The organism is Chryseobacterium sp. Y16C (assembly GCF_022488405.1).
Taxonomy (GTDB): Bacteria; Bacteroidota; Bacteroidia; order Flavobacteriales; family Weeksellaceae; genus Chryseobacterium; species Chryseobacterium geocarposphaerae.
Map to the genome: position 1 here is coordinate 4133089 of NZ_CP092711.1, position 25057 is coordinate 4158145.

Below are 25057 nucleotides of genomic sequence, written 5' to 3' on the forward strand. Positions count from 1 at the left end.
TGATTCTTTAATAAATGTTAAAACAGTGTTAAAACCCTTACGGGGAGGTCGGTTTAATTTTGCGCAAACAAAAAGGATATGCGTAAAGAGACTCAAAAATTACTGGTTTTGTCACTGTTAGGATTAGTCAGTGTCAATCTGGCGGCTCAGCAAAAAGCTAAAAAAGATACTATTAAAAGCATTGATGAGGTAGTTGTAACAGCATTAGGGATTAAAAGACATGATAAGTCTTTGGGATATGTTGCTACAAAAGTAGAGGGAGAAGAATTTACCAAAACTCAGAATAATAACTGGGCACAAGCTTTAGAAGGTAAAGTGGCCGGTTTGAAAATTCAGACAGCGGGATCGGGTCCGTTGGGTACTTCAAAAATTACATTAAGAGGTGCAATTTCCATGAATCTGGATCAAAATGGCGCGCTTATCGTAGTAGATGGAGTGCCTTTAGGGGGAACCAGCACAAGTAATGGTAGTGATGCGTATGCAGCCGGATCAGGAGGTGATGTCCCGGTAGACTTCGGAAACAATTTTAACAGCATCAACCCGGATGATATTGAGTCAGTAACGGTATTGCAAGGAGCTTCTGCGGCGGCTTTATATGGTTCCAGAGGAGCAGGTGGTGCCATTATGATTACAACAAAATCAGGGAAAAATAAGAATGGAAAAGTAAATGTAACATTTAATTCTTCATCCAGCTTTGATTCTGTTCTAAAATGGCCGGATTATCAGCATGAATACGGGCAGGGAACTTTGGCAAAAAATTCTGCAGGACAATTTTATTATTCTTACGGTGCTTCAGCTGACGGAGTAAGTACAGGAGGAACGAGCAGTGCTTTCGGACCTAAATTTAACGGACAGTATTATTTTCAATATGACCCTACCATAGAAGGACAAAGCAAATCAAGACAGCTTTGGAGATCTTATGACAATAATGTGAAAGATTTTTGGCAGACGGGTAGTACGTATTCTAATACATTAGGAGTAGAAGCATCCAACCAAAATACTGCTTTCAGGACCTCTTTAACCTATCAAAAAAATGAATGGATGATGCCTAATACGGGATTTGACCGTTTCAATTATGCATTGTCTTTAGACCATCAGCTGAACTCAAAGCTTAAAGTGGTTGGAAAGTTCGCTTTCAATAGTACAAAAAGTGACAATCTTCCGGCAACGGGATATAATAACCAGTCGATTTCGTATTTCATGATTTTTCAGAATCCGAATGTAGATTTGGCTTGGTATAAACCTGTTTGGAAGCAAGGTCAGTATCAGATTGCACAGATTCACCCTTTCAGTTCTTTTATTGATAACCCTTATCTTATTGCTTATGAAATGCTGAATGGTTTAGATAAAAAATTTATCAATAGCAATATCACTGCGACTTATAGCTTAACGAAACAATTTGATATAATGCTTCGTTCCGGATTAGAAGTAACCAATGAAAAAAGAACAACCAAAAGACCTTGGAATTCTGCAAACTATGCTCAAGGATATTACAGAGAACAATATATCAAAAACTCTGAGTACAATACAGACTTATTACTTACTTACAAGAATAAATTTGGCAAATTAAACTATAATATTTCTGCCGGAGGAAATATAAGATACAACGAATACGTTCAAAACGATTATAAAGCAACCGGTCTTAGAGTAGCAGGTTTATATGAACTTACGAATGCTGTTTCTTTACAATCCCTATTTCCAATCCCAGGAGATAAAGAAATGAACAGTATTTACGGGTTGGTTAACTTAAACTATAATAATATCTGGTTTGTAGATGTGACGGCAAGAAATGACTGGAGTAGTGCTTTGCCAAAAGAAAACAGGTCTTATTTTTATCCATCTGTAGCTACTTCATTAATTCTTTCCGATGCATTGAAATTAAAATCGAAATCATTTAACTATTGGAAATTAAGAGGCTCCTGGTCTCAGGTAGGGAATGATACGGAACCTTACAAACTTTATCAGTACTTCAATTCTAGTGGCTTTACAGGTGGGGCAGAAACCAACAATGTTTTGCTGAATGCCAATCTGAAACCGGAAATGAATACCAATATTGAAGCGGGGATGGATTTTGGATTCTTTAATAACCGTTTAAATTATATTGTAACCGTTTATCAAAATAATACCAAAAATCAGATTATCCCCGTACAAACGCTTGCAGAAAGTGGCTATACTCAGAGAATGATCAACGCTGGGGAAGTAAGAAACCGAGGTGTTGAAATGATGCTTACTGCTACACCGGTAAAATCTAAAGATTTCTCTTGGAATGTTTCTGCAAACTGGTCTTTAAACAGAAATAAAATACTTTCACTTCCTGCTGAATTTCAGGGACAGCCTTATACTATGTCAAGTGTCGGAGGAGTTTTATTTTACAATGCTGTTGTAGGAGGTTCTTTAGGAGATATGTATGGATATAAATTACAAAGATCTCCCGATGGACAGGTAATTTACGGAGCAGATGGTCTTACTGCAAAGTCTACAGAAATAGAATATGTAGGAAATGCCTATGCTAAATGGAGAATTGGTTTACAAAACACTTTCAGATATAAGAACTTTGCCGTGAGTTTCTCTATTGATGGGCAGTACGGTGGTAGAGCGTACTCACAATCACATCACAAAATGTCTGAGCAGGGTAAGCTTACCAATACTTTGATGGGAAGAGACAATCCTAATGGAATGATTGTGGGACAAGGTGTGGTACAGAATGCGAACGGAAGCTTTTCTCCGAATACAAAAGAAGTACTTCTTACCAGTTATTATGCAGATTATTACAGAAGAGCCAATATTGAGACTAACTCGTTCGATACCTCTTTCGTTAAACTAAGAGAAGCTAATATCACTTATTATTTCCCTAAAGATTTAGTAAAATCGTTAAAAATGACAGATTTAAGCCTTTCTGTTTTCGGTAGAAACCTTTGGATGTGGACAAAATTCCCGCTTTTCGATCCTGAAGCTGCCACTTTAAACAATGGCTCTATCACTCCAGGTGCAGAAGTTGGGCAATTACCAACAGCAAGAACGGTAGGAATTCAGCTTAATGTTAAATTTTAAAAGCCAAGTCATAACAACTATAAAATCAACATAATGAAAAATATAATAATTAAAATTTTTGGTCTTTTTGCAGTAGCCTGTACACTGGTTTCCTGCGATAGGAACTTTGAAGAAATAAATACAGATACCAGTAAGTTATATAATCCTACTGCAGGAAGTCTGCTTGCCCCGGTGCAGTATAATATGGCTTCAGCAGGATATATGAGGGCGAATGATTTTACTTTCGATATCATGCAGGAAGCTATTGATTTTCCGAATGAATCGGTAACCAACGTAAGCCGCTATTATATCAGTGAATCTACAGGAACGGGCTATTGGAATAATTCTTACAAATGGCTGAAACAGGTAAAAGATATCTACAATCTTGCTAAAGCACAAAACAACAAAAACTATCAGGCAATTGCCATGGTAATGAATGCCTGGTTGTATGCCAATCTTACCGATACTTTCGGAGATATTCCTTTTTCTGAAGCATCGCAGCTTGCGGAAGGAATCAGCCAGCCAAAATTTGATAAACAAAAAGATATTTACATAAAACTTCTTGATGATTTAAAAACAGCAAATTCACTTTTTGTAACCACTACACCGCTTACGGATACCGATTTGTTTTACAATGCCAATAACGATGTAAACGGAATTCTAAAATGGAAAAAATTCTGTAACTCACTTTCTTTAAGACTTTTGACAAGGATCTTGAAAAAAAATGGAGAGATTAATGTATATCAGAGAATAAATGAAATTGTAAACAACCCTACGACATATCCCATCTTTACTGCAAATTCAGATAGCGCAATGCTTGGTATTACAGGAATTGAACCTCTGAGTGCTCCTATTGCGAGATATCAGGATTTTACTACAGGACGTGCTGCCGGAGAATTTCTTATAAATACCCTTAAGAACAACTCAGCTACTGACCCAAGATTAGCTAGATTTTTTTCTACAGCGAAAGATCTTGCAACTAACACAAGTTTAGGGTATAAAGGAGCACCTGTAGGATATGCAGCAGGAACTACTTTCAGCTACCAACCATCTAACGTGAGTGCTACAAACTTGGCAATTGCCCCTTTTAATATTTTTGTTATGCATTATTCTGAATTGCAATTTATCCTTGCAGAATTAGCTTTTAAAGGAATTATCTCAGGAAACGCACAAGCTTATTACGAAAAAGGAGTTCAGTCTGCTATCGAACAATGGGGACTTACCATGCCTGCAGGATATTTGACAGGAGCCAATGTTACATACAACAATACTTTAGAAAGAATTATGATTCAGAAGTATCTTGCTCTTTTCTTCGTGGATGGACAACAATGGTTCGAGCAAAGAAGAACAGGTTATCCGGTAATGCCTAATAACGGAGGATTGCTTAATGATGGTAAAATGCCACAGAGACTTTTATATCCACCGTTGACAAAGGTATTAAACACCGAAAATTATCAAGCAGCAGTTCAGTCCATTGGTGGGGACAATATTAATGTAGTTAACTGGTGGAATCAATAAACTTTCAAGAAGAATAAAAATGAACATAAAACTTATAATGCCTTGCCTGTTAATTTCAGCAATGGCACTTTCACAAGTTTCTGTTTCAGGCTATGTATATGAAGACAGTAACAAGAATCAGAAGAAAGAAAACAAAGAAAAAGGAATAGAAAATGTTGCGGTTTCCAATGGAGAACAGGTTGTTTTAACCGATAAAAACGGAAGATACAGCTTACCAATTCAGGATGGGCAAACGATTTTCGTGATTAAACCTTCCGGGTATATGACACCCGTAAATGAAAATAATTTGCCTCAATATTACTATCAGTACAAACCGAAAGGTTCTCCCACAGATTTTAAGTACAAAGGCTCTGCGCCTACAGGAGAACTTCCGAAAGAAATTAATTTTGCTTTAAACAAGCAGAATGAAAGCAGAAATTTTGATATTCTGGTTTTCGGAGATCCACAGCCTTATACCGAAAAGCAGTTGGACTATTTTAAGAGAGCCATTGTAAATGAAGTAAAAACTACCAAGAAAAATGCAGTATTGGGAATCAGTTTAGGAGATTTGGTGGGAGATAATCTAAGCCTACAAAAGCCTTATGCAGATGTAATGAAAGAAATCGGGTTGCCTTGGTATAATGTGATGGGAAACCACGATATGAATTATGAAGCAAAAGAAGACAGGCTTTCTGACGAAACCTTTGAATTAAATTTCGGACCTGCAAATTATTCATTCAATTACGGAAATGTTCACTTCATTGTTTTAGATGATATTTTATATCCGGATCCTAGAGACGGAAAAGGATATTGGGGAGGATTCCGTGAAGACCAGTTGAAATTTGTTGAAAACGATTTGAAGTTGGTAGATAAAAACAAACTGATTGTGGTTTCTTTTCATATTCCATTAGAGCATAAAAACGAAGATAATTTCAGAAACTCAGACCGTCAGAAATTATTTGATTACTTGACGCCTTTCCAAAATGCATTGATTTTGTCAGCACATACGCACATTCAGCAGCAGCTTTTTTACGGAAAATCAGCAGGGTGGAACGGTTCAAAAGACCTTCATGAATACAACGTAGGAACAACTTGTGGAGATTGGTGGTCAGGAACTTCAGATGACTTGGGATTACCAACCTCAACTATGAGAGATGGTACGGCAAAAGGATATTCTTTTATCAGTTTCAATGACAATCAATATAAAGTTAAATACAAAACAGCCGGGAAGCCGGAAGATTATCAGATTAATCTATACGTTCCGAAAGTGATTCCTTACCCGTCAAAAACTTCTGCGAAAATCTTGGCTAATTTCTTCATGGGAAGCAAAAAAGATAAAGTGGAATACAGGATTGACGATGAAAAGTGGGAATTGATGGATTATGATGAAACCTTAGATCCGAATTTTGTAATGTCGGTGTTCAAATGGGATACTACACAGAATATTTTCCCGGGAAGAAGACCTTCAAATCCGGAAATCTCAAAACACATCTGGACAGGAGATTTCTCTAAAAAGCTTTCTTTAGGAAAACATAAGGTTGAGGTAAGAGCGACGGACATGTATGGAAATCAGTTCTCAACATCACAGGAATTTGAGGTTCAAAACTCAATTCTTATTCCTTAGTTTTTCAATTTTTACTATACTTTCAAATGAAGCCGGTCCTTTTTAGGGCCGGTTTTGCTTTTAATTACAAAGTTATACCAGAATGTCATGCTGAGCTTGTCGAAGCATCTCATTTCCTATAAAATTTAGGTTTCATCAACATTATCCAGATCATCTTTCGTAAATTTGCTTACACGAATAAAATACTATTTAATATGAATATAAGCGGTAAAAATGCCATCATTACAGGTGGAGGAAGAGGATTAGGAAAAGCGGTAGCACTAGCATTGGCCAATGAAGGAGTGAATGTAGGAATTACAGGAAGAAATGAAGAAAACCTTAAAAGTACAGTAGAAGAAATTAAAAATATCGGGGTAAATGCAGCTTATGCCGTTTTTTCAGTCGATAACGAAGCTGAAGTGAAATCAGGAATCGAATCTTTGGCAGAACAATTGGGTGGAGTAGATATTTTGATTAATAACGCAGGAATCGGAGATTTCGGTTCTATAGAAGAAATGCCTTCTGAAACCTGGGAGCAGGTAATTAAAACCAATCTTTTCGGAGTATATTATGCTGCAAAAGCAGTTCATCCGTTCCTGAAAGCAAAAGGAGAAGGAGATATCGTTAACGTAGCATCTACAGCAGGTTTAAAGGGCGGCCCAAATATGTCAGCTTATGCAGCTTCAAAAGCAGCGGTGGTTTCATTATCACAATCGATGATGGCAGAATGGAGAAAGCAAAATATCCGTGTGATTACCCTTACACCAAGTACAATTGCTTCTGATATGTCTATCCAGGGAGGTCTTACAGATGGAAATCCTGATAAAGTGCTTCAGCCTGAAGATTTCGCAGAATGGGTAAGAGATATTCTGAAAATGAACAGAAGAGCATTAATAGCAAATGGTTCTATTTTCTCTACCAATCCATAAAATTTAAAGTTCAAAGTTCAGGGTGTAAGGTTTAAAATTGGCAGCAAAAAATTTTTCCTTTATCCTTTAAAAAATCAATAGGAGCGGGCTTTAGCCCGCTTTCTGTTTTCATGGGTTCTATATGGCTTTAGCCAAAGCTTAGAATTCGGGTACATTCATTCAAAACGTAAAATCCCTGATTTCAGCTAAATTTACTTCATCATTTTTTTAACAATAATAACATTAGTATTTTTGCAGCAAATTATTCACATGCAAAATTATTTAGAATTCGATTTTAAAATCTCTCCGCTTCAGCCATGGAACGAAATATTAATGGCAGAACTGATCGAGATAGGTTTCGACAGTTTCACAGAAGAGCTGGAAGGGATTTTAGGATATATTCAGAAAGACTTATTCAATGAAGAAGATTTGAAGGCGCTTCCCCTTTTTCAGAATGAAGAAGTAAAGATAGAATACACTTTTCTGGAAATGCCTAATATCAACTGGAATGAGGAATGGGAAAAGAACTTCGAACCCATCAATATCGATGATAAAGTACTGATCAGAGCAGAATTCCACGAATCTGTTCCCGGAATGCATGAAATTATTATCCAGCCCAAAATGTCTTTCGGAACGGGGCATCATCCTACGACCCATTTGATGATCCAGCAAATGATGGATATCGATTTCAATGGTAAAAAAGTATTGGATATGGGGTGCGGAACCTCTGTATTGGCAATTTATGCAAAACAAATAGGAGCGGGAGAGACAAAAGCGATTGATATCGACGAATGGTCTGTAGAAAACTCAAAAGAAAATGCTGTAAGAAATAATGTAGAGCTGGATATCGAATTAGGAACTGCTGAAAATTTAGGCAAAGAAAACTACGATATTATTCTGGCGAACATCAATAGAAATATCCTTATTTCGGACATTCCGACCTATGTTTCTGTATTGAACGAGGGAGGAAAACTATTACTTTCCGGATTATGTTTCTTTGATGTAGATGATATTCTGGAAGTTTGTAAAGACAACGGCTTAGAACTTAAAAAACAGCTTCAGCGTGAAGAATGGGTAAGTTTGTTGCTTGAAAAATAATCACACCAGTATTAATATGAAAACCTTATTCACTGTTTTATTTTTATTCATTATTCAGATTTTTTCCGCACAGGAAGAAGATTACGAATATGCCAACGGAGTTTTCCATTTTGAAGAAAATAAAACACAGAAAATATTCACGGATTGGACGAGAATCCGGCAGTCTCCAAATGTAAATGCTCAGATTCTGGATTCTTTGCAGACGAATCAGCAGGTTGTAATTCTTAAAAAAGAAGAAACCATTCTGAAATTGGGAGAAAGAAGAGCCAATTGGTATAAAATTTCTTATCAAAAAGGAGATGAAACCTCAGAAGGCTATGTTTGGGGTGGGAATCTTTGTGTAGGCTACAGGAATAAAAACGGCTATGATTTTCTTTTTGGCTTAACGAAGACAGTCAATAAAAAAGACAAACAGTTTCCCGAAATAACGATCCAGCAAAATATTGCAGCCATAAAAGTGTTGGAAGGAAATGCTTTGATTGATGAGGTTTCTTTCGATACGGGTTCAGGTGAAAGCCTAAGCTTTGGAACATTCACTATTGAAAGTAATCATAAATTGCAAAACGTGGAACTGACATTAAAAGCAACTGTTTCTGGTGAAGCGTGCGGAATTCCGAGTTATGACCAATATGTTTTGTTTAAAGATAAAAAGCTGATTGTTCTTCCTCAACTTATGAATGTTGGAGATGCCGATATATATTATCACAGTGAAGAATTTGTTTTCCCGAATGATAAAGGCGGAATTCCGAATGCCTTTATTTTTAAAATGGAAGAAATGGAAAAAGATGACAGAGATCGTGAAAAGAAGAAAAGAGCTTCAAAGACTTATCTTTGGGACGGAAATTCTTATAAATAGAAAACAAAAATGAAAAAACACCTGCTATATAACAGGTGTTTTTCATTTATTCCGCCTTATTTTTCAGCAGCATAAGAAGGCTGTATGCCCCTTTCCGTACAATTTTTTTATCCTTTAAATGATCTGCTTTTAAAATTTCTGTGAAGTGATCATCTGTAATTCCGGTATTCACGGGAATCATCTTGTATTTTTTATTTCCCAAATCTTCAAAAACATAATTTTTATTTTCAAAAGAAACAACTGATTCATTCGGAAGGCCAATTGTAAAGCGACTGTTCACGGTAACTTCCGCATTAATGTACATTCCTTTGATAAACTCAGGATTCGGACTTGAAAGCTTCGCAACAGCCATCGACGAACCGCCGTTTTCAATACTCGGTACAATGCTTATAGTTTTTGCCGACGATTTTTTATCTGGGTTTTGATTGTTGTACACTAAGATCTCCTGTCCGATTTTTACATCATTCACATCATTTTCAAAAACTTTTAATTCAAGCAGTAAACCGGAAGGATTGATGAGCTCAAACAAAGTATCCGAAGGATTAATATATTGCCCGTTATTCACTAAAATTTTGCTTACAAAACCACTGAAAGGGGCATAAATGTTAATCCTGCTTCTGATATTGGATGAATTTAAACCTTTGGCATTGATTCCAATCATTCTCAACTTTTCTTCCAGCCCTTTCAACGTCGCATTCAGGGTGGAATAATCTGCCTGAGCGGTTTGCAGGGTTTTATCGCTGCTTGCTTTGCTCGTATTCAGATCTTTTTGACGGTTAAAATTCAGTCTTGCCGATTCCAGTTGTGCTTTTGTCACCAGATAATCCTGTTGTAGCTGAATAAACTGCTGGTCTTCAACTACAGCCAAAACCTGCCCTTTATTGAAATGACTTCCGTTAATTACATTAATCGATTTGATATGACCACCCATAATGCTGGAAACCGAACTGATATGAGACGGCGCAATTTCCACTTTCCCGTTCAGACGAACGAGTTTTTGCATGGTTTTTTCCTGGATTATTGTTGTTGTTAAGCCAACCGATTTTATTTGCTGATCTGACAGTTGAACCGTATTTTGATCCTTCTCTTTGAATTTTGTGTTTTCGTACACCGTTTTTTCTTCCTCTTTTTTCCCTGAACAGGAAGATAAGGTCAGGATTATTATACTTAAACTGAAAATTGCTATATTTTTAAGATACATTTCGCTGTTATTTTGATAGTAAGAAATTAAGTTCTGCGCCAATTTGATTGAGTCTTTCAAGGTTATCGATATAATCAACCTTGGTTTTTACAGCCTGATTCGTCAGAATAACCCAGTCCAGATAGTCGATCTCACCGACTTCCATTTGTTTTTGAGCGGTTTTTAAGATTGTTTCAGACTTAGGAAGCTGCTTTTGTTCGTAATTTTCAACGATTTTCAGTTGATTGGTATAATGAGTTACCTGTTGTCCGAATCTGTTTTTCAGCTCAATTTCTTTTAATTGATATTGATTTTCTGAAATTGCCACTTTGGCTTTTATTGCTTTAGCCAGTGCTCGTTGCCCTTTCGTAAACAAAGGAATTCCTACACCGACCTGAACTGCATTAAAACGATTGTTATTCAGATTTTTCATACTTTGATTTGTGTATCCAACTAATAATTCAGGCAACAGTTTAGATCTTTCAAGCTGAGCTTCGGCTTCATTGACTTTAATTTGCTGATTTAAATACTGCAATTCAGGATGTTGCTTAACTATTTCTTCTGAAACCTGAAGATTAACATTTATAATGGGTTGATCAGAAACCGGCTGATATTGTTTCTCAGACTGAAGCAATAGTTGAAGCTTAAGTTTGGCTATATTGAGATCGTTTTCAAGCATGTTCAATTGTGTTCTTGCCTGTTCCCGTTGAATTTCAGCGGTAGATTCTTCCATAATATTGGCTTCTCCTTTTTTTAGTCTCAGGCTTGCTTTATCAGCGAAGTTGTTGTAAAGCTGACTGATATATTCAATCACTTTTTTCTTTTCCTGAAGCGTAAGAATTCGGTAGAAAACATCGGAAACCTCTTTTGTCAGTTGAGCTTTCGTTAGGTTTTGATTGATAACGCTTGCATTCCATTCTGCATCTAGCATTTGCTTTCTTTTGGTATAAACAGTCGGAAAACTAAAACGTTGGGAAATGGAGAACGAATTGTCTGTTTCCACATCGTTTATCTGTCCGATTTGCGCACTGACTTCCGTTTGCGGAATATCGAGATAGCTCGATTTTAATTTTTCCTGATATTCAGAAATTAATCTTGAATTTTTTAAAGCTCCGTTTTGTTGAAAAGCTTTTTCCAGAGCCTGTTCGTAAGTAATATTTTCCTGCGATTTCATTATTCCAAAAGACATCAGAAATAAGAATACAGCAAGCTTTTTATGATAGTTTGAAAATTTCATTTTGATTAAGTTAAAATTGATTTATGGATGAGCCTGAAATTTTTTCTTTTTGCTGATTCGTTCAAATAAGACATAAAGAATTGGCAAAACGAATAAAGTTAAAAGCGTTGCAAGCATCAATCCTCCGATAACTACTGTTGCTAACGGTCGTTGAACTTCCGCACCGGCTCCATTACTGATTGCCATTGGTAAAAATCCTAATGACGCCACAAAAGCGGTCATCAGAACCGGACGAAGACGGATTCTCGTTCCCATTAAAACAATCCGGCTCAGGTTTTTAACCCCATCTTTTTTCAGTCGGTTGAATTCTGAGATTAAAACAATTCCATTCAACACAGCGACTCCGAAAAGGGCGATAAATCCAACTCCTGCACTGATGCTAAAAGGCATTCCTCTCAATTCTAAAAAGTAAATTCCACCAATTGCTGACAAAGGAATTGCGGTATAAATCAGCAAACTATGTTTTACCGAACCGAAAGCGAAGAAAAGCAATAAGAAAATCATCACTAAAGAAATCGGAACGGCAATTCCTAATCTGGCTTTCGCTTCATTTAAATTTTCAAAAGCGCCGCCGTAAGAAATGGTGTATCCAGAAGATAATTTCAAATCTTTATCAACCTTCTGCTGAAGTTCTTCCACAATACTCTGAACATCTCTTCCTCTAACATTGAACCCTACAACAATTCTACGTTTTGTGTTTTCTCTCTGAATCTGATTTGGGCTATTTTTTAGTTCCACTTTTGCCAATTGATACAAAGGAATCTGTTCACCATTCGGGGTCGGAACCAACAAATTTTGAATGCTTGAAATGTCTTTTTTATGTTCATTATCCATTCTTACCACCACATCGAATTTTCTTTCGCCTTCATACAAAGTACCCGCAGTCTGTCCTGCAAAAGCCATATTGATGACTCTGTTAATTTCCGCCACGGAAATATTGTAACGCGAAAGTTCGGCCCGGTTATAATCAATCACAACTTGCGGAGCACCTACAACAGGCTCCAGATATAAATCCTGGGTGCCATTGACGGTTGAAATAATTCCACCTAATTTCTTTGCATAAGCTGCAAGGCTGTCTAAATCTTCACCATAAATCTTACAGACTACATCCTGTTTTGCTCCCGTCATCAACTCATTGAAACGCATCTGAACCGGAAACTGAAAACTTGCGGTAAGTCCGGGAATCACCTGTAAAGCTTCATTCATTTTGTCTGAAAGCTCAGGAAATGAATGTGCGGAAGTCCATTCTTTCTTAGGTTTCAAAACGACAATCATATCACCTCCGTCCATTGGCATTGGGTCCGTCGGGATTTCTCCGCTTCCGATTTTCATTACGACTTTCTGAACTTCAGGAAACTGTTTTAGTAAAATCTTAGCAGCTTGTGTGGTTACTTTTTTGGTCTCTTCGATATTGCTTCCCTGAAGAATTCTCATTTCTACCGCAAAATCGCCTTCTTCCAAAGACGGAATAAATTCGCCGCCCATTTTTGAAAGCACGAAAACCGCTCCCGCAAACAAAACAAGAACCGTTGCAATGATTGTTTTTCTGAATTTTAAAGCTTTAATCAATAATTTCTGATGACCACTTTCTACTTTCGACATCACTTTATCAGAAATATTGTCTTTCGTTTTTTTCTTTCGATTTAATACCAGTGAACTCATCATTGGAATATAAGTCAATGACAGTAAAAATGCACCAATTAAGGCAAAAGCTACGGTTTGTGCCATCGGCTTGAACATTTTTCCTTCAATCCCTTGAAGCGTAAAAATCGGTAAGTAAACAATTAAGATAATAATCTGTCCGAAAACAGCACTGTTGACCATTTTTGTTGCCGAACTGGAAACCTGAGCATCCATTTCAGCTTTTGAAAGCATATTGTCTTTTCCGAAATGTTTTTTGTGGGCTAACTGATGCAGAACAGCTTCCACAATAATCACGGCACCATCAACAATCAACCCGAAATCCAGAGCGCCAAGACTCATTAAATTTCCTCCAACTCCGAAAATATTCATCATAATAATGGCAAAAAGCATTGCCAAAGGAATTACGGAAGCTACTAATAATCCTGCTCTGAAATTTCCTAGAAATAAAACCAGAATGAAAACGACAATTAAAGCACCTTCCATTAAATTGGTTTTTACGGTATTGATGGTGTTGTTTACCATTTTCGCCCTGTCTAAAAATGGCTCAATGACAACGCCCTCCGGTAAAGATTCCTGAATCTTGTCTAGTTTTTGTTTAATATTTCCGATTACTTCATTGGCATTTTCTCCTTTTAACATCAAAACAATCGCTCCAGATACTTCTCCCTCATCATTATAAGTCATAGCACCATATCGTGTTGCAAAACCAATGTTCACCTTCGAAACATCTTTAATATGAACCGGAATCCCTTCTTTTGTCTCAAAGACCTGAATATTACCGATGTCTTCAATGCTCCCTAAAAGGCCTTCACTGCGGATGAAAAGGACAGTCTCTTTCTTTTCGATATAAGCTCCTCCTGTGTTTTGATTGTTCTTTTCCAATGCATCAAAAACATCGTTGATGGTAATATCAAAAGCCTGAAGCTGATTAGGGTTGATAGCAATTTCGTACTGCTTTAATTTACCTCCGAAACTGCTGACATCCGCAACACCTTTCGTTCCCAATAATTGCCGACGAATTATCCAATCCTGAATAGTCCGGAGTTCGGTTTCGTCATAAACGTTTTCGTAGCCTTTTTTAGCCCTGACTACATACTGAAAAATCTCTCCCAATCCCGATGAGATAGGCCCTAATTCTGGTTTTCCAATCCCTGCAGGAATATTTTCCTGAACCAGCTGCAAACGTTCCTGGACTTGTTGACGAGCCCAGTATACATCTGTTTTGTCATCAAAAACAACGGTTACTAAAGATAGCCCGAAACGTGAAAAGCTTCGGAGTTCTGTAATTCCGCTAATGTTGCTGGTTGCCTGCTCTATCGGGAAGGTTACCAGTCGTTCGATATCTGCTGCTCCGTAAGATGGTGCAACGGTAATAACCTGAACCTGGTTACTCGTAATATCGGGTTGTGCATCAATGGGAAGTTTGGTCGTTTCATAAATTCCAAAAAGGATAAGCGCAATGGTAAACAGCGCAATAATGAGTTTATTCTTTACAGAAAACTCAATGATTTTATTTAACATGAAAAATGTATTAATTGAACTAAATAGAATCGACTGCTTCAGATAAAAACCTAAAGCATTGATATTAAATTAAAAATCAATTAACAAAATCGCGGCGGCTGGAAAATATGGGAAAGATAACTGCTGGAAAAGTCTTTTTCCTGATAAACAGTTGGTTTTTGAGAGGTGATAATCTCTTTTATTTTTTCGATGTGAAAAGTAGTTTCTGGAAGTTTTGCATAAACCATCAACACAATCGGAGGATTGAAAAACGGTAGCTTCTGGTCTGTATCCCAATCTGAATCGGGCTTATGGTTATCGTAATGTTCCACAAAAAACTCTGAAAAACTTCCGTGATAATCCATAAGATGCTCTATAAACACAGGTACTTTCAACACTTCCGTTACATTGGTGGTTGCAATTACATATATCATTGAACATACTATGGAAAACCATTTTAACATGGATACAAAGATAGTGGTTTAATTGTAATTAAGGACTGGATTGAGTCTATTAAATTTCGTGCCGGGACTAATTTGCGGAATTTTAATATTCTTAAGTGGAATGAATCAGATATTATGGTTATTGAAATATTGAATGTATAATAATTGTTAAATTTGGACACTGGATTTTTTAATCCACAGACGATGAAAAGAAAATAAAAGAGTGAAAAGATTGTGAAATGACCGATGTATTTAAAAATTATCTATCTTCAACAGGAGAATTATCATCTGGGGAAATCAACTTCTCTGCACAGTTTTTCAAACCGATCTGCTTAAAAAAGGGCGATCTTTTTATTCGTGAAGGTGAAATATGTCGTCATGTTGGATTTATTACCAGTGGGGCTGTAAAAGCATATGCTGTCGACAAAGAAGGAGAGGAAAATATAACCTGCTTCAAGTTTGAAAATGAATTTGTCACCTCATTTCAGGAATTTGTGTCGCAAGAAAAATCGAGGAGGAGTATCAGGACTATAGAAGATAGTGTAATCTATGCAATAAGCTACATGGACTATCAATATCTGCTTGGTCAGGTTACTGCATGGAATGGAGTGATAAAATCCGTAATAGAGCAGGAGTATAGCCAAAAGGAGCGTTATCTGCTTAATTACAATAATAAATCCGCTGTGGATAAATACCGTCATGTACTCTCTAATGAACCCATGCTCGTTCAACGGGTCGCAACTCAGGATCTGGCATCATACCTTGGTATCACGCAGCGATCATTGACAAGGGCGAAAGGACAAATACATAGACCTAATGTATTATAGGACAAATGTCCTTATTTGATCCGGATCACCGAAGTAGATTTGCACAAAAAAATATGTTACGTCAAATTGCTCCCGAAGTGTTCCAGATTCCCCTGATGCCACGAAACAGTATCAATTGTTATATTATCGAAGGTGTATTGGTAGATTCCGGAATACGCAGTTCATATACCACAATAAAAAAAGCGTTACATGAAATTTCCGTTTATCAACATGTGTTGACACATGCTCATGCAGATCATCAAGGCTGTAGCGATCAGATATGCGCTGAGCTTTCAATTCCCTTACTCTGTCATCCCAACGAAGTTTTTAGAACTGAAACAGGTATGGTGACCAACGATTACCCGACTCCACAACATTGGGTAGCCAGGCTTCAGCAAAAGTATTGGGCTGGTCAGGGACATAAAGTCGACCGGATAATTGTTGAAAACGATAAAATCGGAAACTTCCGGGTAATAGAGACTCCCGGACATTCGGCAGGTCATATTTCTTTATTTCGTGAGCAGGATGGCGTACTGATCATCGGGGATGCCGCGGTAAATATGAATCTGCTTACGACAGTGACCGGTCTGCGGCTTCCGCCAAATATGTTCACCTCGGATCAGCAGTGTAACATCAAATCACTCCAAAAGTTGGCACAATTGAATCCTTCTGTTATCTGTTTCGGTCATGGACCGGTCTTGCGGAATACAAATCGTAAATTCGAGCAATTTGTGGCTAAGTATAGTTAAAAAGATGCCGTATTATGGTTTAAAAGAAGATGCCTAAAAACATCTTCTTTTTGCTTTCTAATAATTTGCTTTGTAGTATTTAAATATTTATAACAACTTTGCCTACAACCCGATTGGTTTCCACCTCTAAATGTGCTTTTGCAATTTCTTCAAATGGAAAGGTTTTGTGAATATGTGGTTTTAAAGCTTCTTGTTCCAATAGCTGGGCAACGGCTGTAATGGTTTCTTTTTTGGAAGCCACCATCATAAACGCAATGTTTACCTGTTTCATGTCGGCTTTTTCTTTAACTTCCTGGGAAATTTCAGGAGTGGGAAGTGTTACAATAATTCCACCCGGTCGGACTGCATCAACAGAATGAAGCAATGTCTCTCCCTGAATGGTGTCTAAAACAATATCGGCGTCCTGTACTTTTTCGGCAAAATTTTCTGTTATATAATCAACGTGCTGGTCCGCTCCCAACGATAAAACAAAATCTCTGTTTTTGGCAGAAGATGTACCGATGACGTAAGCTCCGAAATGCTTGGCGATCTGCACCGCAAAGTGTCCGACACCTCCGGAAGCCCCGTGAATCAATACTTTGTCTCCTTTTTTAATTTTGGCAACATCCACCAAAGCCTGGTAGGCGGTAGAAGCTGCCATTGCAGAAGCTGCTGCCTGTTGATATGTTGTGTTTTTGGGTTTCAAAGCCAAATGTTTTGACGGTGAAGCAACATATTCTGCATAGGCTTTTCCGTTTCCGAAAAAATTGACCATTCCGAATACTTGAACCCCAATCTTAAAGTCGGTCACACCATTACCTGTTTCCACGACTTCTCCAGAAATATCCCAACCCAGAATTACAGGTCGTTCCTCTCCAAATATCCAACCTAAAACGCCGTCATAAGCCCTCGCTTTAACATCTACAGGATTGATGCTGACAGACGCTACTTTTACCAACACTTCATCGTTTTGTAAGGCTGGCTTTTCCACTTCTGCAAATTGAAGGTTTCCCACACTTCCTGCCTCTTTTAAAATAACTGCTTTCATTTTCTATGATATTTAAAATTACCAAACGAAAGTAATTTAATAGTATATTTGTGACAAGTATGCACTTTTTTGTATTCTACGAACTAAAAGGATACTATTGTTGATTATCAAACCATTATAAAATGTTAAAAAATGAAAAAATATTTAAATGATGAACCTTCCTGCGCTGTGGATTATGCCTTCAGACGAATTGGTGGAAAATACAAAGGACGGATTTTGTGGTATCTTCATGTGAATACGATTTTACGTTATGGTGAACTGCGAAAAACGCTGTACGATATTACGCCCAAGATGCTCACCCAGACGTTGCGTGAATTGGAAGATGACGGATTGGTTAACCGAAAGGTTTATCATGAGGTTCCCCCGAAAGTGGAATATTCTCTGACCGAAACCGGGAAAGAATTAATTCCTTTCATTGACCATTTGAGGCAATGGGGGGATAAGCAAATTGCGAAGGAAAACAGTAAACTTTAAATCAGGAATAAATTGTTTTAGGTATAGCCTGAAATAAGAAATGAATTACATTTTAGATAAGGAAATTTTTTGCCATTCACGGGATTGTTTTTCAAGGAAAGGAATTGGGTTTGGGAATGGTGCTTTATTAGTAAATATCTGTAAAAACGGACAATTTCCAACCATGTTGAAAACATTTAAAGTTCGGCTCTGATTCTGCTAAGCTGAGTGGGAGTAATTGCAAGATAAGAGGCTATCTGATGAAGTTTTAAACGAGAGATCAACTCTGGATAATCATTCTCAAACCTTAAATATCTTTCTTTAGCCGTAGCCGATTTAAGAGTGATTTCTGCAAATTCTTTTTCTATAACCCAATGGCGTTCCAGATAGCTGATGTAGAAATTGGCGATATCATTATATTTCCTTGCTAAGTTTCTGAAATCTTTGAAAGAGTAACTGATCAGTTTCGTATCTTCTAAAGCCTCAATGGCAAAAAATCCTGGCTCCTGTTTTAATAATGCACTTGTAGATGCTACCAGTGAATTTTCCTTAAAAAATCGTTTAATTATTTTCTCCCCTTTTTCATTAAGGTAATAGTAGGAAAGCAGCCCACTACTGATAAAAGCAATATCTTTAGGTATTGCCCCCTGATCTAAGAAATTATTCCCTTTTATAATCTCAGATGTTTTCAATAAACCAGACCATGCGTTTTTTGACTCTTCAGAGATTGAGGAATAATGATCTATAAATTCCCAAAATGCTGTCATTTCATAAAGATAAAGGAAAAATTTCTTATCCCTCAACATATGTAAAGTATTTTGAGAATTTAGGCATCTAATTTTGCTACTACAAAAATCAATTACAATGATAAAATCATTATTTGCCTTAGTCGTTATGTGTATGGGAAGCAAAATGTTTTCTCAAAAAGTCGACTCATTGAATATTTACAGTACATCTATGAACAAGGAAATTAAAACACTTGTAGTACATCCGTCAAACAGTGGAGATGAGAAACTGCCAACAGTTTATATACTGCATGGCTACAGTGGCTATCCTAAAAGAACTTTAACACGAGATATTCCTTCTTTATCAGCGCTCAGTGAAGAAATGCGGATGATATTTGTGTTACCCGACGGAAATTATGACAGTTGGTATATAGACAGCCCCCGTTTAAAGTACGAGACTTTTATTGCCAAAGAATTGACCAATTATATTCAAAAAAAATACACGTCTGACCAGTCTAAAACAGCTTTAATGGGCTGGAGTATGGGTGGGCATGGTGCGCTGTATATTGGCTCAAGGCACCAAGATACCTTTAGTGCTATCGCGAGCTTGTGTGGGGTCATAGATTTTGTTCCTTTTGGAAAAGAATATGGTGTCCCCAAATTACTAGGTGAAAATCCTGAAAAATGGACTACATACACGGCTATTTCACAGATAAATAAACTTAAGGACACTCGGCAAAAAATCCTGATCGGTTGTGGGACTGACGATATCTTGATTGCCCAAAACAGAAAATTTCATGAGCAATTAATCTCATTGAATATTCCTCATATTTATGAAGAGCGTCCCGGTGGCCACGATGCTTCCTATTGGTCGAAAGCTGCTGTTAATCAAATATTCCAACTTCATCAATTCTTTACAAGCCATGATTGGTTTTAAATACTTTACAGGTAAGAAAAAATATTTTCTGATCTCTCTACTCTTCATTTTATTGCTTACAGGTTGTTTTAAAAATGAAAATAAGCCAGCCCATAAATCAAAAGATAGATCAAACGTCCACTATGGGAATCCTAAAGGGCTTTTTGATCCCAAACCATTTGCTTTTTCACATTTTACAACGACTTCAGGTAACGGAAATTATGTATTTATTTCAGGACAAAGTGGAGGGGAAGGTTTAGAGCATAGGCTTTCCAAAGATTTCAGGACGCAGGTTAAAGCTGCTTTACAAAACCTTAATACTGCTCTTAAAGCGTCAGATTTAACTCATGAAGATGTACTTAAAATTACAATACTGATTGTTGATCATGATCAAGAGAAACTTAATATATGGAGTGAAGAAATGCGGAAGGTATGGAAGAATAATAAATTTCCTGCGAGTACTTTAATACCGGTTCCAAGACTCGCTTTGGACGGAATGCTCATAGAAGTTGATGCAATTGCGTTTAAACCATTATAGATACTTTTTATTTCTATATTTTTAAGCATTTTATGAGTATAAAAAAGAGACAACTATTTAATAGTTGTCTCTTTAAGTGAGCGCGAAAGGATTCGAACCTTTGACCGTCTGCTTAGAAGGCAGATGCTCTATCCAGCTGAGCTACGCACCCTAAAATATTTTGATTGTCGGGGCGGCAGGATTCGAACCTGCGACCTCCTGGTCCCAAACCAGGCGCGATGACCGGACTACGCTACGCCCCGATTGAGGTCATCTTTAACAAGAATTACCTTGTTTTTTGTGGGTGCAAATATAGAATGTTTTTTTGAATTATGAAAATAAAATGTGAAATAATTTTAAATAATATTGTATTATCATTTTTATAAAGCTATTGGACAATCTTTTTAATTAAAAATTGATTTTAATCTAAATTTTCCTGAAGCTGTTTTTATAAGTATATTATTACCTTTTTTAAATTTTTAGTTGAAGAAATAAATATTAAACCAGAAAGAACAACAGCGTATATTGAAGCTAAAATCTATTTATCTTTGAAGAACGAAACAAAAGTTTGTATAACAACGAGCCTTCTATTGTAAAAATTTTCAAAGATGGTAAAAGCTTCTCCAATTAAAACATATCATTTTATGCCCTATAAATATGGGACAGAATTATTGTTGGATCTTGGACGTATTGAAACATTGAAAAATTATGTACTGGACCGGACCTTACATCAAGTCAGTTTTTACGAAATTGTTTTCATTGAAGAGGGATCGGGAACATTTTCACTGGACGGCAAGGTAATGTCTATAAGTCCCGGAACCATCATTTTTATCAGCCCCGGGCAGGTTCGCCGCTGGGAAATCAAAGAAAAGATAAGAGGCTATACATTGTTCTTTGAAAAAGATTTTCTTCACCTCTTCTTTTCAGATGAGCTGTTTCTGTACCGGTTTCAATACTTTCATCAGTATTCTCATTCCACTGACATAAAGATCGATAAAAGATCATTCGGGAAATGCCTGGAGCTTTTACAGGAAATAGAACGGGAGTTCGGACAAATTCAGAATGACAGCAATCATTTGATCAGGTCTGTACTTTATCAGTTGCTTATCGTTCTCAACCGCTATTATGCAGGGATCTATAACGTTCAGAGGGACACTTATATCCATGCAGATTTCTACAGATTCCGCTCTTTGCTGGAAAAGAAATTTCTAGAAAATCAAACCGTTGAAAGCTATACTAAAATGCTTAATGTAAGTCCCGGATTTCTTAATAAAGTCTGCAGGCAGTTCAGCGGATTAACAGCACAGCAAATGATTCATCACAAACTTATTTCAGAAATAAAAAAAGAGTTGCATCAGAATAAATCTGCAAAAGAGATCTGCTACGACTTCGGGTTTTCGGACCCTTCCAACTTTAACCGTTTTTTCAAAAAATTTACCCGTACCACGCCCCAACAATACCGAAAGAATATATAAATTGACAATTCTGAAGACAAAATGACCATTTTGCAACATATCAATCTTCCTAATTTTACCAAAAAAAGGAAAATGATAAAATCGGTAACATTCAGTCTTCTATTCTTTATAATGAGCCTGTTTTACATAAAGGCAGAACAATTATATGTTAATCCCATATCCGGCAATGACATGAATTCAGGGGCAAAGACACAGCCTTTAAGATCCCTTTCAGAAGCCGCAAGACGCATTAATCTAAATAAAGACCAGGGAGAAACAACAATCATCCTTGCAGAAGGTGTGCATCTGATCACCAAAACGGTACTGTTTACCAATGATAAATATACTTTTACCAACCGTCTAACCATCCGTGCTGAAGTGATGCCTGATGATGCAGACTGGACACCCAAAAAAATGCCGGTCGTTATGACCATTGTACCTACTGAACCCGGTGTGGGGGGAGAAGAAGCGAAAGGTATTCAACCCGAGGTAAGCCACGTTACCATTGCGGGTCTTCGGTTTACAGGCAGCCCAGATTATACGTATCTCGATGCCAATAATTTGCGCCGTTCATACCCCATCTGGCGGGACGGAAAAAAACTAGACGATCTGCTTGTAACACAATGTCTGTTCGCCGGGAATGCAGATGTACTGCCATTACATGTAGGAGTGATCGCCAATGGCTATGGTTTGGTTATTGACCATTGTGTTTTCTTCAACTGTAAAATACCTGTTGTCTTCTGGAAAAATGAAGGGAAGGCCGGCAGTCGCAGTGCCATGCAACATTCCTTAGTCTATGGTGGCTATTTCTGCGGGGTCTGGACTACCCAAGGTACCAACGGCGATGATTTCGATTTTCATCATAACATTATCGCCAACACCAGCACAGTATGGATCAGGGAAAAAGGAAGCACACGCCGGTATAAGGCTTCTGACTGTATTTTTGTGAATTATAATAAACTGGCAGGATACGGAAGCGGGCCGTTGAGTGACAGTAATGCTACTTCTACAGATTTTCTGGAAATGAAAAACGTACAGACCACCGGAACCGTGATCATTGAAAAAGATCAGAGTAAACGCAATTATCTGCAATTGGCGGAAGGTTCACTGGGTTCGAATCTAAATGCCGGACTTTTTAAAAAGTAAGTTGTAATCATAATAGTCATAAACTCTTTATAGTAAGAAGTATGAAAAGATTAATAACAACCTTATTTCTTTTTCTGTTAATCTCAGAAAGTGCATACGGCCAAAAAGTAATTTTAGACGAGAGCAATCTTTTACCTAATAAAGTTTATATGCAAATTGTCAACCTGGAAGGTGAAAAAGTTGTCAGGGTCGTAAAAGACAGTTCGGTGAAAGAAGCGGACGAACCTACATTTGTTAAGATAAAGAACACAAACTTTAAAAATGGGAGTATCGAGGTAGAAGTTCTAAGCCGGCTGCTCCCTACGGCTGCTCCAACCGACCGTGGGTTTATTGGATTGGCATTCAGAATCGATGACATGAATTCGAAATTTGAATCCATATATATACGTCCAACGAATGGCAGAGCCGAAGACCAGGTGAGACGCAATCACTCGATTCAATACTTTTCTTACCCAAATTTTAAATATGAACGTCTAAGAAAAGAGCATCCAGAAAAATATGAGTCGTATGCCGATATGGGTTTGAATGAATGGATCACCATAAAAATTGAAGTCAAAGACAGCCAGGCAAAACTATTTTTAAATAAGAACAAATACCCTTCCCTTATCATAAATGACCTTAAACAAGGCCCGGATGCAATGGGTGCCGTCGGCTTATTTGTCGATGTTGGTACTGAGGGCTATTTCCGAAATCTGAAAATTAGCCCTTCTTTTCCGGAGCCGCCAGGAACATGACGGGGATAGGTAATCATTAAAGTCGGGAGAACTTTCAATCTTCCTTATCATACAGTCATTAAACCATAAATAATATCATGAAGTTAAAAAAATATATTGTTGCAATTTTCTATGCCTTACCATCAACAGCTGTCGTTTCGGCTCAATATAAAGAGACGGAGAAAAAGAATAAGATTGATGCACTTTATCCGCAGGTACCTTTTGATTCATTACAGGCGAAACTGCAACTTGCCAAGGGTACGGCTACTATCAAAGGAATAGCTTTTACAAAAGCGAAGAGCAAATGGGGACTCAAAGTGGGGCAACGTATATATGCCAACCAGATAAAGGTTACCTTGTTGCCGGTAACACCATATCTGGAGTCTTGGTATGCTTTGAGAAAGGAAAAAGAAAGCCTCAGAAAAAGACGTTATGTCTATCTCTCCAAAAGTGCCTACAGATACAGGCTTGAAGCAATTACCAATAGCGACGGAGAATTTACGTTTCCTGACATGAAGCCGGGCAAATATTTTCTGCAAGGTTTTCTCGGCTATACGCACAATGGGACATATAATGAATATACCGGAACCGGGTACAACAACTACGGCGGACAGACAGACTACTATCAACAAAAGAGCTATTCTGTTGACCACGAGGACAGGATAGAAGCATTTGTAGAGGTAAAGGAAGACGGCGAAATCGTTAGAGTTAACCTTCATTAGTTTACAAAAATATCTTATCATGATAACAGATAAAAAAATCACCGGACTACTGTTCCTTGTACTATTGCTCTCAGGAATTGCGGTATATGCCCAAGTCAGTGATATATTTCAAAAAGCAAAAGACAAAACCACAATAACAAAAGACAAAAAAATTGACAAAAATACCACTTCAGAAGAAGAGAAATCCGCAGATAAATCAGGGAACCGCACTAGCACTGTAGTGTCTGGTGATTCGCTGATATTCGCAGAAGATTTTTCGGCATTTCAGCCAGGTACCATTGCTACGAACTTCAAAACCAATGGTGCGGCTACTGTTAGAACGGTAGCAGGTCAGAAAGGGAAATGGCTGGATTTAGGGGATAAGGAGATTTACAAATTTTCGAATCCGCTCAATTATCCCCGCCGGTTTACCTTATCTTTTGACATTATCGCAAAAGCAGAACAGGCGAAAGATATTGCGCCATTGTCGTTTGGTTTTGCCAGCGATAACAGTGTCCTCCATTATGCTAGCAATATCGGGACTTATGTGCAACTGCACTACTACGATACGAATCAGGTAAATATAGGCAGCAGTAATCCGGAAAAACTTGTAAATACGACCTTTGATCTTGAACCATGGATCAATCGTCCGCTGCATATCGTCCTGTCGGTTAACGGGAAACGGATGGCAGTATATCTCGATGATGTAAAGCTAGCTGATGAAGTTCTCTTCAGCCCTACAGTGGCTAAAAACTTTTATATAACGGCACCGTGGCGATATGCTAATGACTCAGGAATACTGGTAAGTAATTTTAAAGTTTCAGGAAGGAATAGAACTAAATAGTATCTGTAGT

20 protein-coding genes, 2 tRNA genes and 1 pseudogene are annotated in these 25057 nt (G+C 37.5%); 16 read left to right on the forward strand and 7 right to left on the reverse strand.

All coding sequences use genetic code 11. The features are described from left to right. Positions 1 to 78: 78 nt before the first annotated feature. From MKS83_RS18735 to MKS83_RS18760, 6 genes are all read left to right on the forward strand, one after another. Positions 79 to 3051 carry a SusC/RagA family TonB-linked outer membrane protein gene (locus MKS83_RS18735; RefSeq protein ID WP_240580870.1) on the forward strand — a complete coding sequence of 991 codons (2973 nt, stop codon included), beginning with the start codon at positions 79 to 81 and terminating at the stop codon, positions 3049 to 3051. A gap of 33 nt (positions 3052 to 3084) precedes the next feature. Further along, positions 3085 to 4548, forward strand: a complete 1464-nt coding sequence (locus MKS83_RS18740) for a SusD/RagB family nutrient-binding outer membrane lipoprotein (RefSeq protein WP_240580871.1) — start codon at positions 3085 to 3087, stop codon at positions 4546 to 4548. Positions 4549 to 4567: 19 nt separating this feature from the next. Continuing rightward, entirely contained in the window at positions 4568 to 6151 is a 1584-nt protein-coding gene (locus MKS83_RS18745; protein ID WP_240580872.1) for a calcineurin-like phosphoesterase C-terminal domain-containing protein, read from the forward strand. 194 nt (positions 6152 to 6345) lie between these two features. Continuing rightward, positions 6346 to 7059: a 3-ketoacyl-ACP reductase gene (locus MKS83_RS18750; RefSeq protein WP_240580873.1), complete on the forward strand. Its 714-nt coding sequence runs from the start codon at positions 6346 to 6348 to the stop codon at positions 7057 to 7059. 249 nt (positions 7060 to 7308) lie between these two features. Then, positions 7309 to 8136, forward strand: a complete 828-nt coding sequence (gene prmA, locus MKS83_RS18755) for a 50S ribosomal protein L11 methyltransferase (RefSeq protein WP_240580874.1) — start codon at positions 7309 to 7311, stop codon at positions 8134 to 8136. Between the two features lie 16 nt (positions 8137 to 8152). After that, positions 8153 to 8992, forward strand: coding sequence for an SH3 domain-containing protein (locus MKS83_RS18760; RefSeq protein ID WP_240580875.1), 840 nt, complete (start codon positions 8153 to 8155; stop codon positions 8990 to 8992). Between the two features lie 46 nt (positions 8993 to 9038). Here the strand turns inward: MKS83_RS18760 and MKS83_RS18765 are convergent, their stop codons facing one another. The 3 genes and pseudogenes from MKS83_RS18765 to MKS83_RS18775 all read right to left on the reverse strand — a co-directional run bounded on the left by MKS83_RS18765 (position 9039) and on the right by MKS83_RS18775 (position 14987). Then, on the reverse strand, positions 9039 to 10193 hold the full coding sequence (locus tag MKS83_RS18765; protein ID WP_240580876.1) for an efflux RND transporter periplasmic adaptor subunit: 1155 nt from the start codon (positions 10191 to 10193) through the stop codon (positions 9039 to 9041). Between the two features lie 7 nt (positions 10194 to 10200). Continuing rightward, positions 10201 to 14574 (reverse strand): annotated as a pseudogene (locus tag MKS83_RS18770) (CusA/CzcA family heavy metal efflux RND transporter). Positions 14575 to 14654: 80 nt separating this feature from the next. Next, the gene (locus MKS83_RS18775; protein ID WP_240580877.1) at positions 14655 to 14987 is read right to left on the reverse strand and encodes a hypothetical protein; all 333 of its coding nucleotides are present in this window, start codon (positions 14985 to 14987) and stop codon (positions 14655 to 14657) included. Positions 14988 to 15235: 248 nt separating this feature from the next. On the opposite strand from MKS83_RS18775, the gene MKS83_RS18780 reads away from it, so the two are divergent. Both MKS83_RS18780 and MKS83_RS18785 read left to right on the forward strand, forming a co-directional pair. Next, on the forward strand, positions 15236 to 15823 hold the full coding sequence (locus MKS83_RS18780) for a Crp/Fnr family transcriptional regulator (protein ID WP_240580878.1): 588 nt from the start codon (positions 15236 to 15238) through the stop codon (positions 15821 to 15823). Positions 15824 to 15876: 53 nt separating this feature from the next. Continuing rightward, positions 15877 to 16551: an MBL fold metallo-hydrolase gene (locus MKS83_RS18785; RefSeq protein ID WP_240580879.1), complete on the forward strand. Its 675-nt coding sequence runs from the start codon at positions 15877 to 15879 to the stop codon at positions 16549 to 16551. 79 nt (positions 16552 to 16630) lie between these two features. On the opposite strand, the gene MKS83_RS18790 is transcribed toward MKS83_RS18785, so the two are convergent. Beyond that, positions 16631 to 17578: an NADP-dependent oxidoreductase gene (locus tag MKS83_RS18790; RefSeq protein ID WP_240580880.1), complete on the reverse strand. Its 948-nt coding sequence runs from the start codon at positions 17576 to 17578 to the stop codon at positions 16631 to 16633. Positions 17579 to 17710: 132 nt separating this feature from the next. Here MKS83_RS18790 and MKS83_RS18795 point away from each other — a divergent pair, with 132 nt between their 5' ends. Then, the gene (locus tag MKS83_RS18795; protein ID WP_240580881.1) at positions 17711 to 18052 is read left to right on the forward strand and encodes a winged helix-turn-helix transcriptional regulator; all 342 of its coding nucleotides are present in this window, start codon (positions 17711 to 17713) and stop codon (positions 18050 to 18052) included. Between the two features lie 176 nt (positions 18053 to 18228). Here MKS83_RS18795 and MKS83_RS18800 read toward each other — a convergent pair whose 3' ends face one another. Then, positions 18229 to 18837: a Crp/Fnr family transcriptional regulator gene (locus MKS83_RS18800; protein WP_240580882.1), complete on the reverse strand. Its 609-nt coding sequence runs from the start codon at positions 18835 to 18837 to the stop codon at positions 18229 to 18231. 58 nt (positions 18838 to 18895) lie between these two features. Between MKS83_RS18800 and MKS83_RS18805 the strand changes: the two genes are divergently transcribed. Together MKS83_RS18805 and MKS83_RS18810 are read left to right on the forward strand one after the other, a co-directional pair. Then, complete coding sequence (locus MKS83_RS18805; RefSeq protein WP_240580883.1) at positions 18896 to 19693, forward strand: alpha/beta hydrolase; 798 nt, start codon at positions 18896 to 18898, stop codon at positions 19691 to 19693. After that, positions 19680 to 20210: a RidA family protein gene (locus tag MKS83_RS18810; RefSeq protein ID WP_240580884.1), complete on the forward strand. Its 531-nt coding sequence runs from the start codon at positions 19680 to 19682 to the stop codon at positions 20208 to 20210. Before MKS83_RS18805 ends, MKS83_RS18810 begins: the two co-directional genes overlap by 14 nt. Positions 20211 to 20287: 77 nt before the next feature. Here MKS83_RS18810 and MKS83_RS18815 read toward each other — a convergent pair. After that, positions 20288 to 20361: transfer RNA gene (locus tag MKS83_RS18815), tRNA-Arg, on the reverse strand. A gap of 16 nt (positions 20362 to 20377) precedes the next feature. Next, a tRNA-Pro gene (locus MKS83_RS18820) sits at positions 20378 to 20452 on the reverse strand. A gap of 345 nt (positions 20453 to 20797) precedes the next feature. Between MKS83_RS18820 and MKS83_RS18825 the strand changes: the two genes are divergently transcribed. From MKS83_RS18825 to MKS83_RS18845, 5 genes are all read left to right on the forward strand, one after another. Further along, positions 20798 to 21664, forward strand: coding sequence for a helix-turn-helix domain-containing protein (locus MKS83_RS18825; RefSeq protein ID WP_240580885.1), 867 nt, complete (start codon positions 20798 to 20800; stop codon positions 21662 to 21664). A gap of 72 nt (positions 21665 to 21736) precedes the next feature. After that, complete coding sequence (locus MKS83_RS18830) at positions 21737 to 22789, forward strand: hypothetical protein (protein ID WP_240580886.1); 1053 nt, start codon at positions 21737 to 21739, stop codon at positions 22787 to 22789. A 41-nt stretch (positions 22790 to 22830) separates the two neighbouring features. Continuing rightward, positions 22831 to 23523, forward strand: coding sequence for a hypothetical protein (locus MKS83_RS18835; protein WP_240580887.1), 693 nt, complete (start codon positions 22831 to 22833; stop codon positions 23521 to 23523). Between the two features lie 77 nt (positions 23524 to 23600). Next, positions 23601 to 24224: a carboxypeptidase-like regulatory domain-containing protein gene (locus MKS83_RS18840; protein WP_240580888.1), complete on the forward strand. Its 624-nt coding sequence runs from the start codon at positions 23601 to 23603 to the stop codon at positions 24222 to 24224. Positions 24225 to 24243: 19 nt separating this feature from the next. Beyond that, complete coding sequence (locus tag MKS83_RS18845) at positions 24244 to 25047, forward strand: hypothetical protein (RefSeq protein WP_240580889.1); 804 nt, start codon at positions 24244 to 24246, stop codon at positions 25045 to 25047. Positions 25048 to 25057 lie beyond the last annotated feature (10 nt).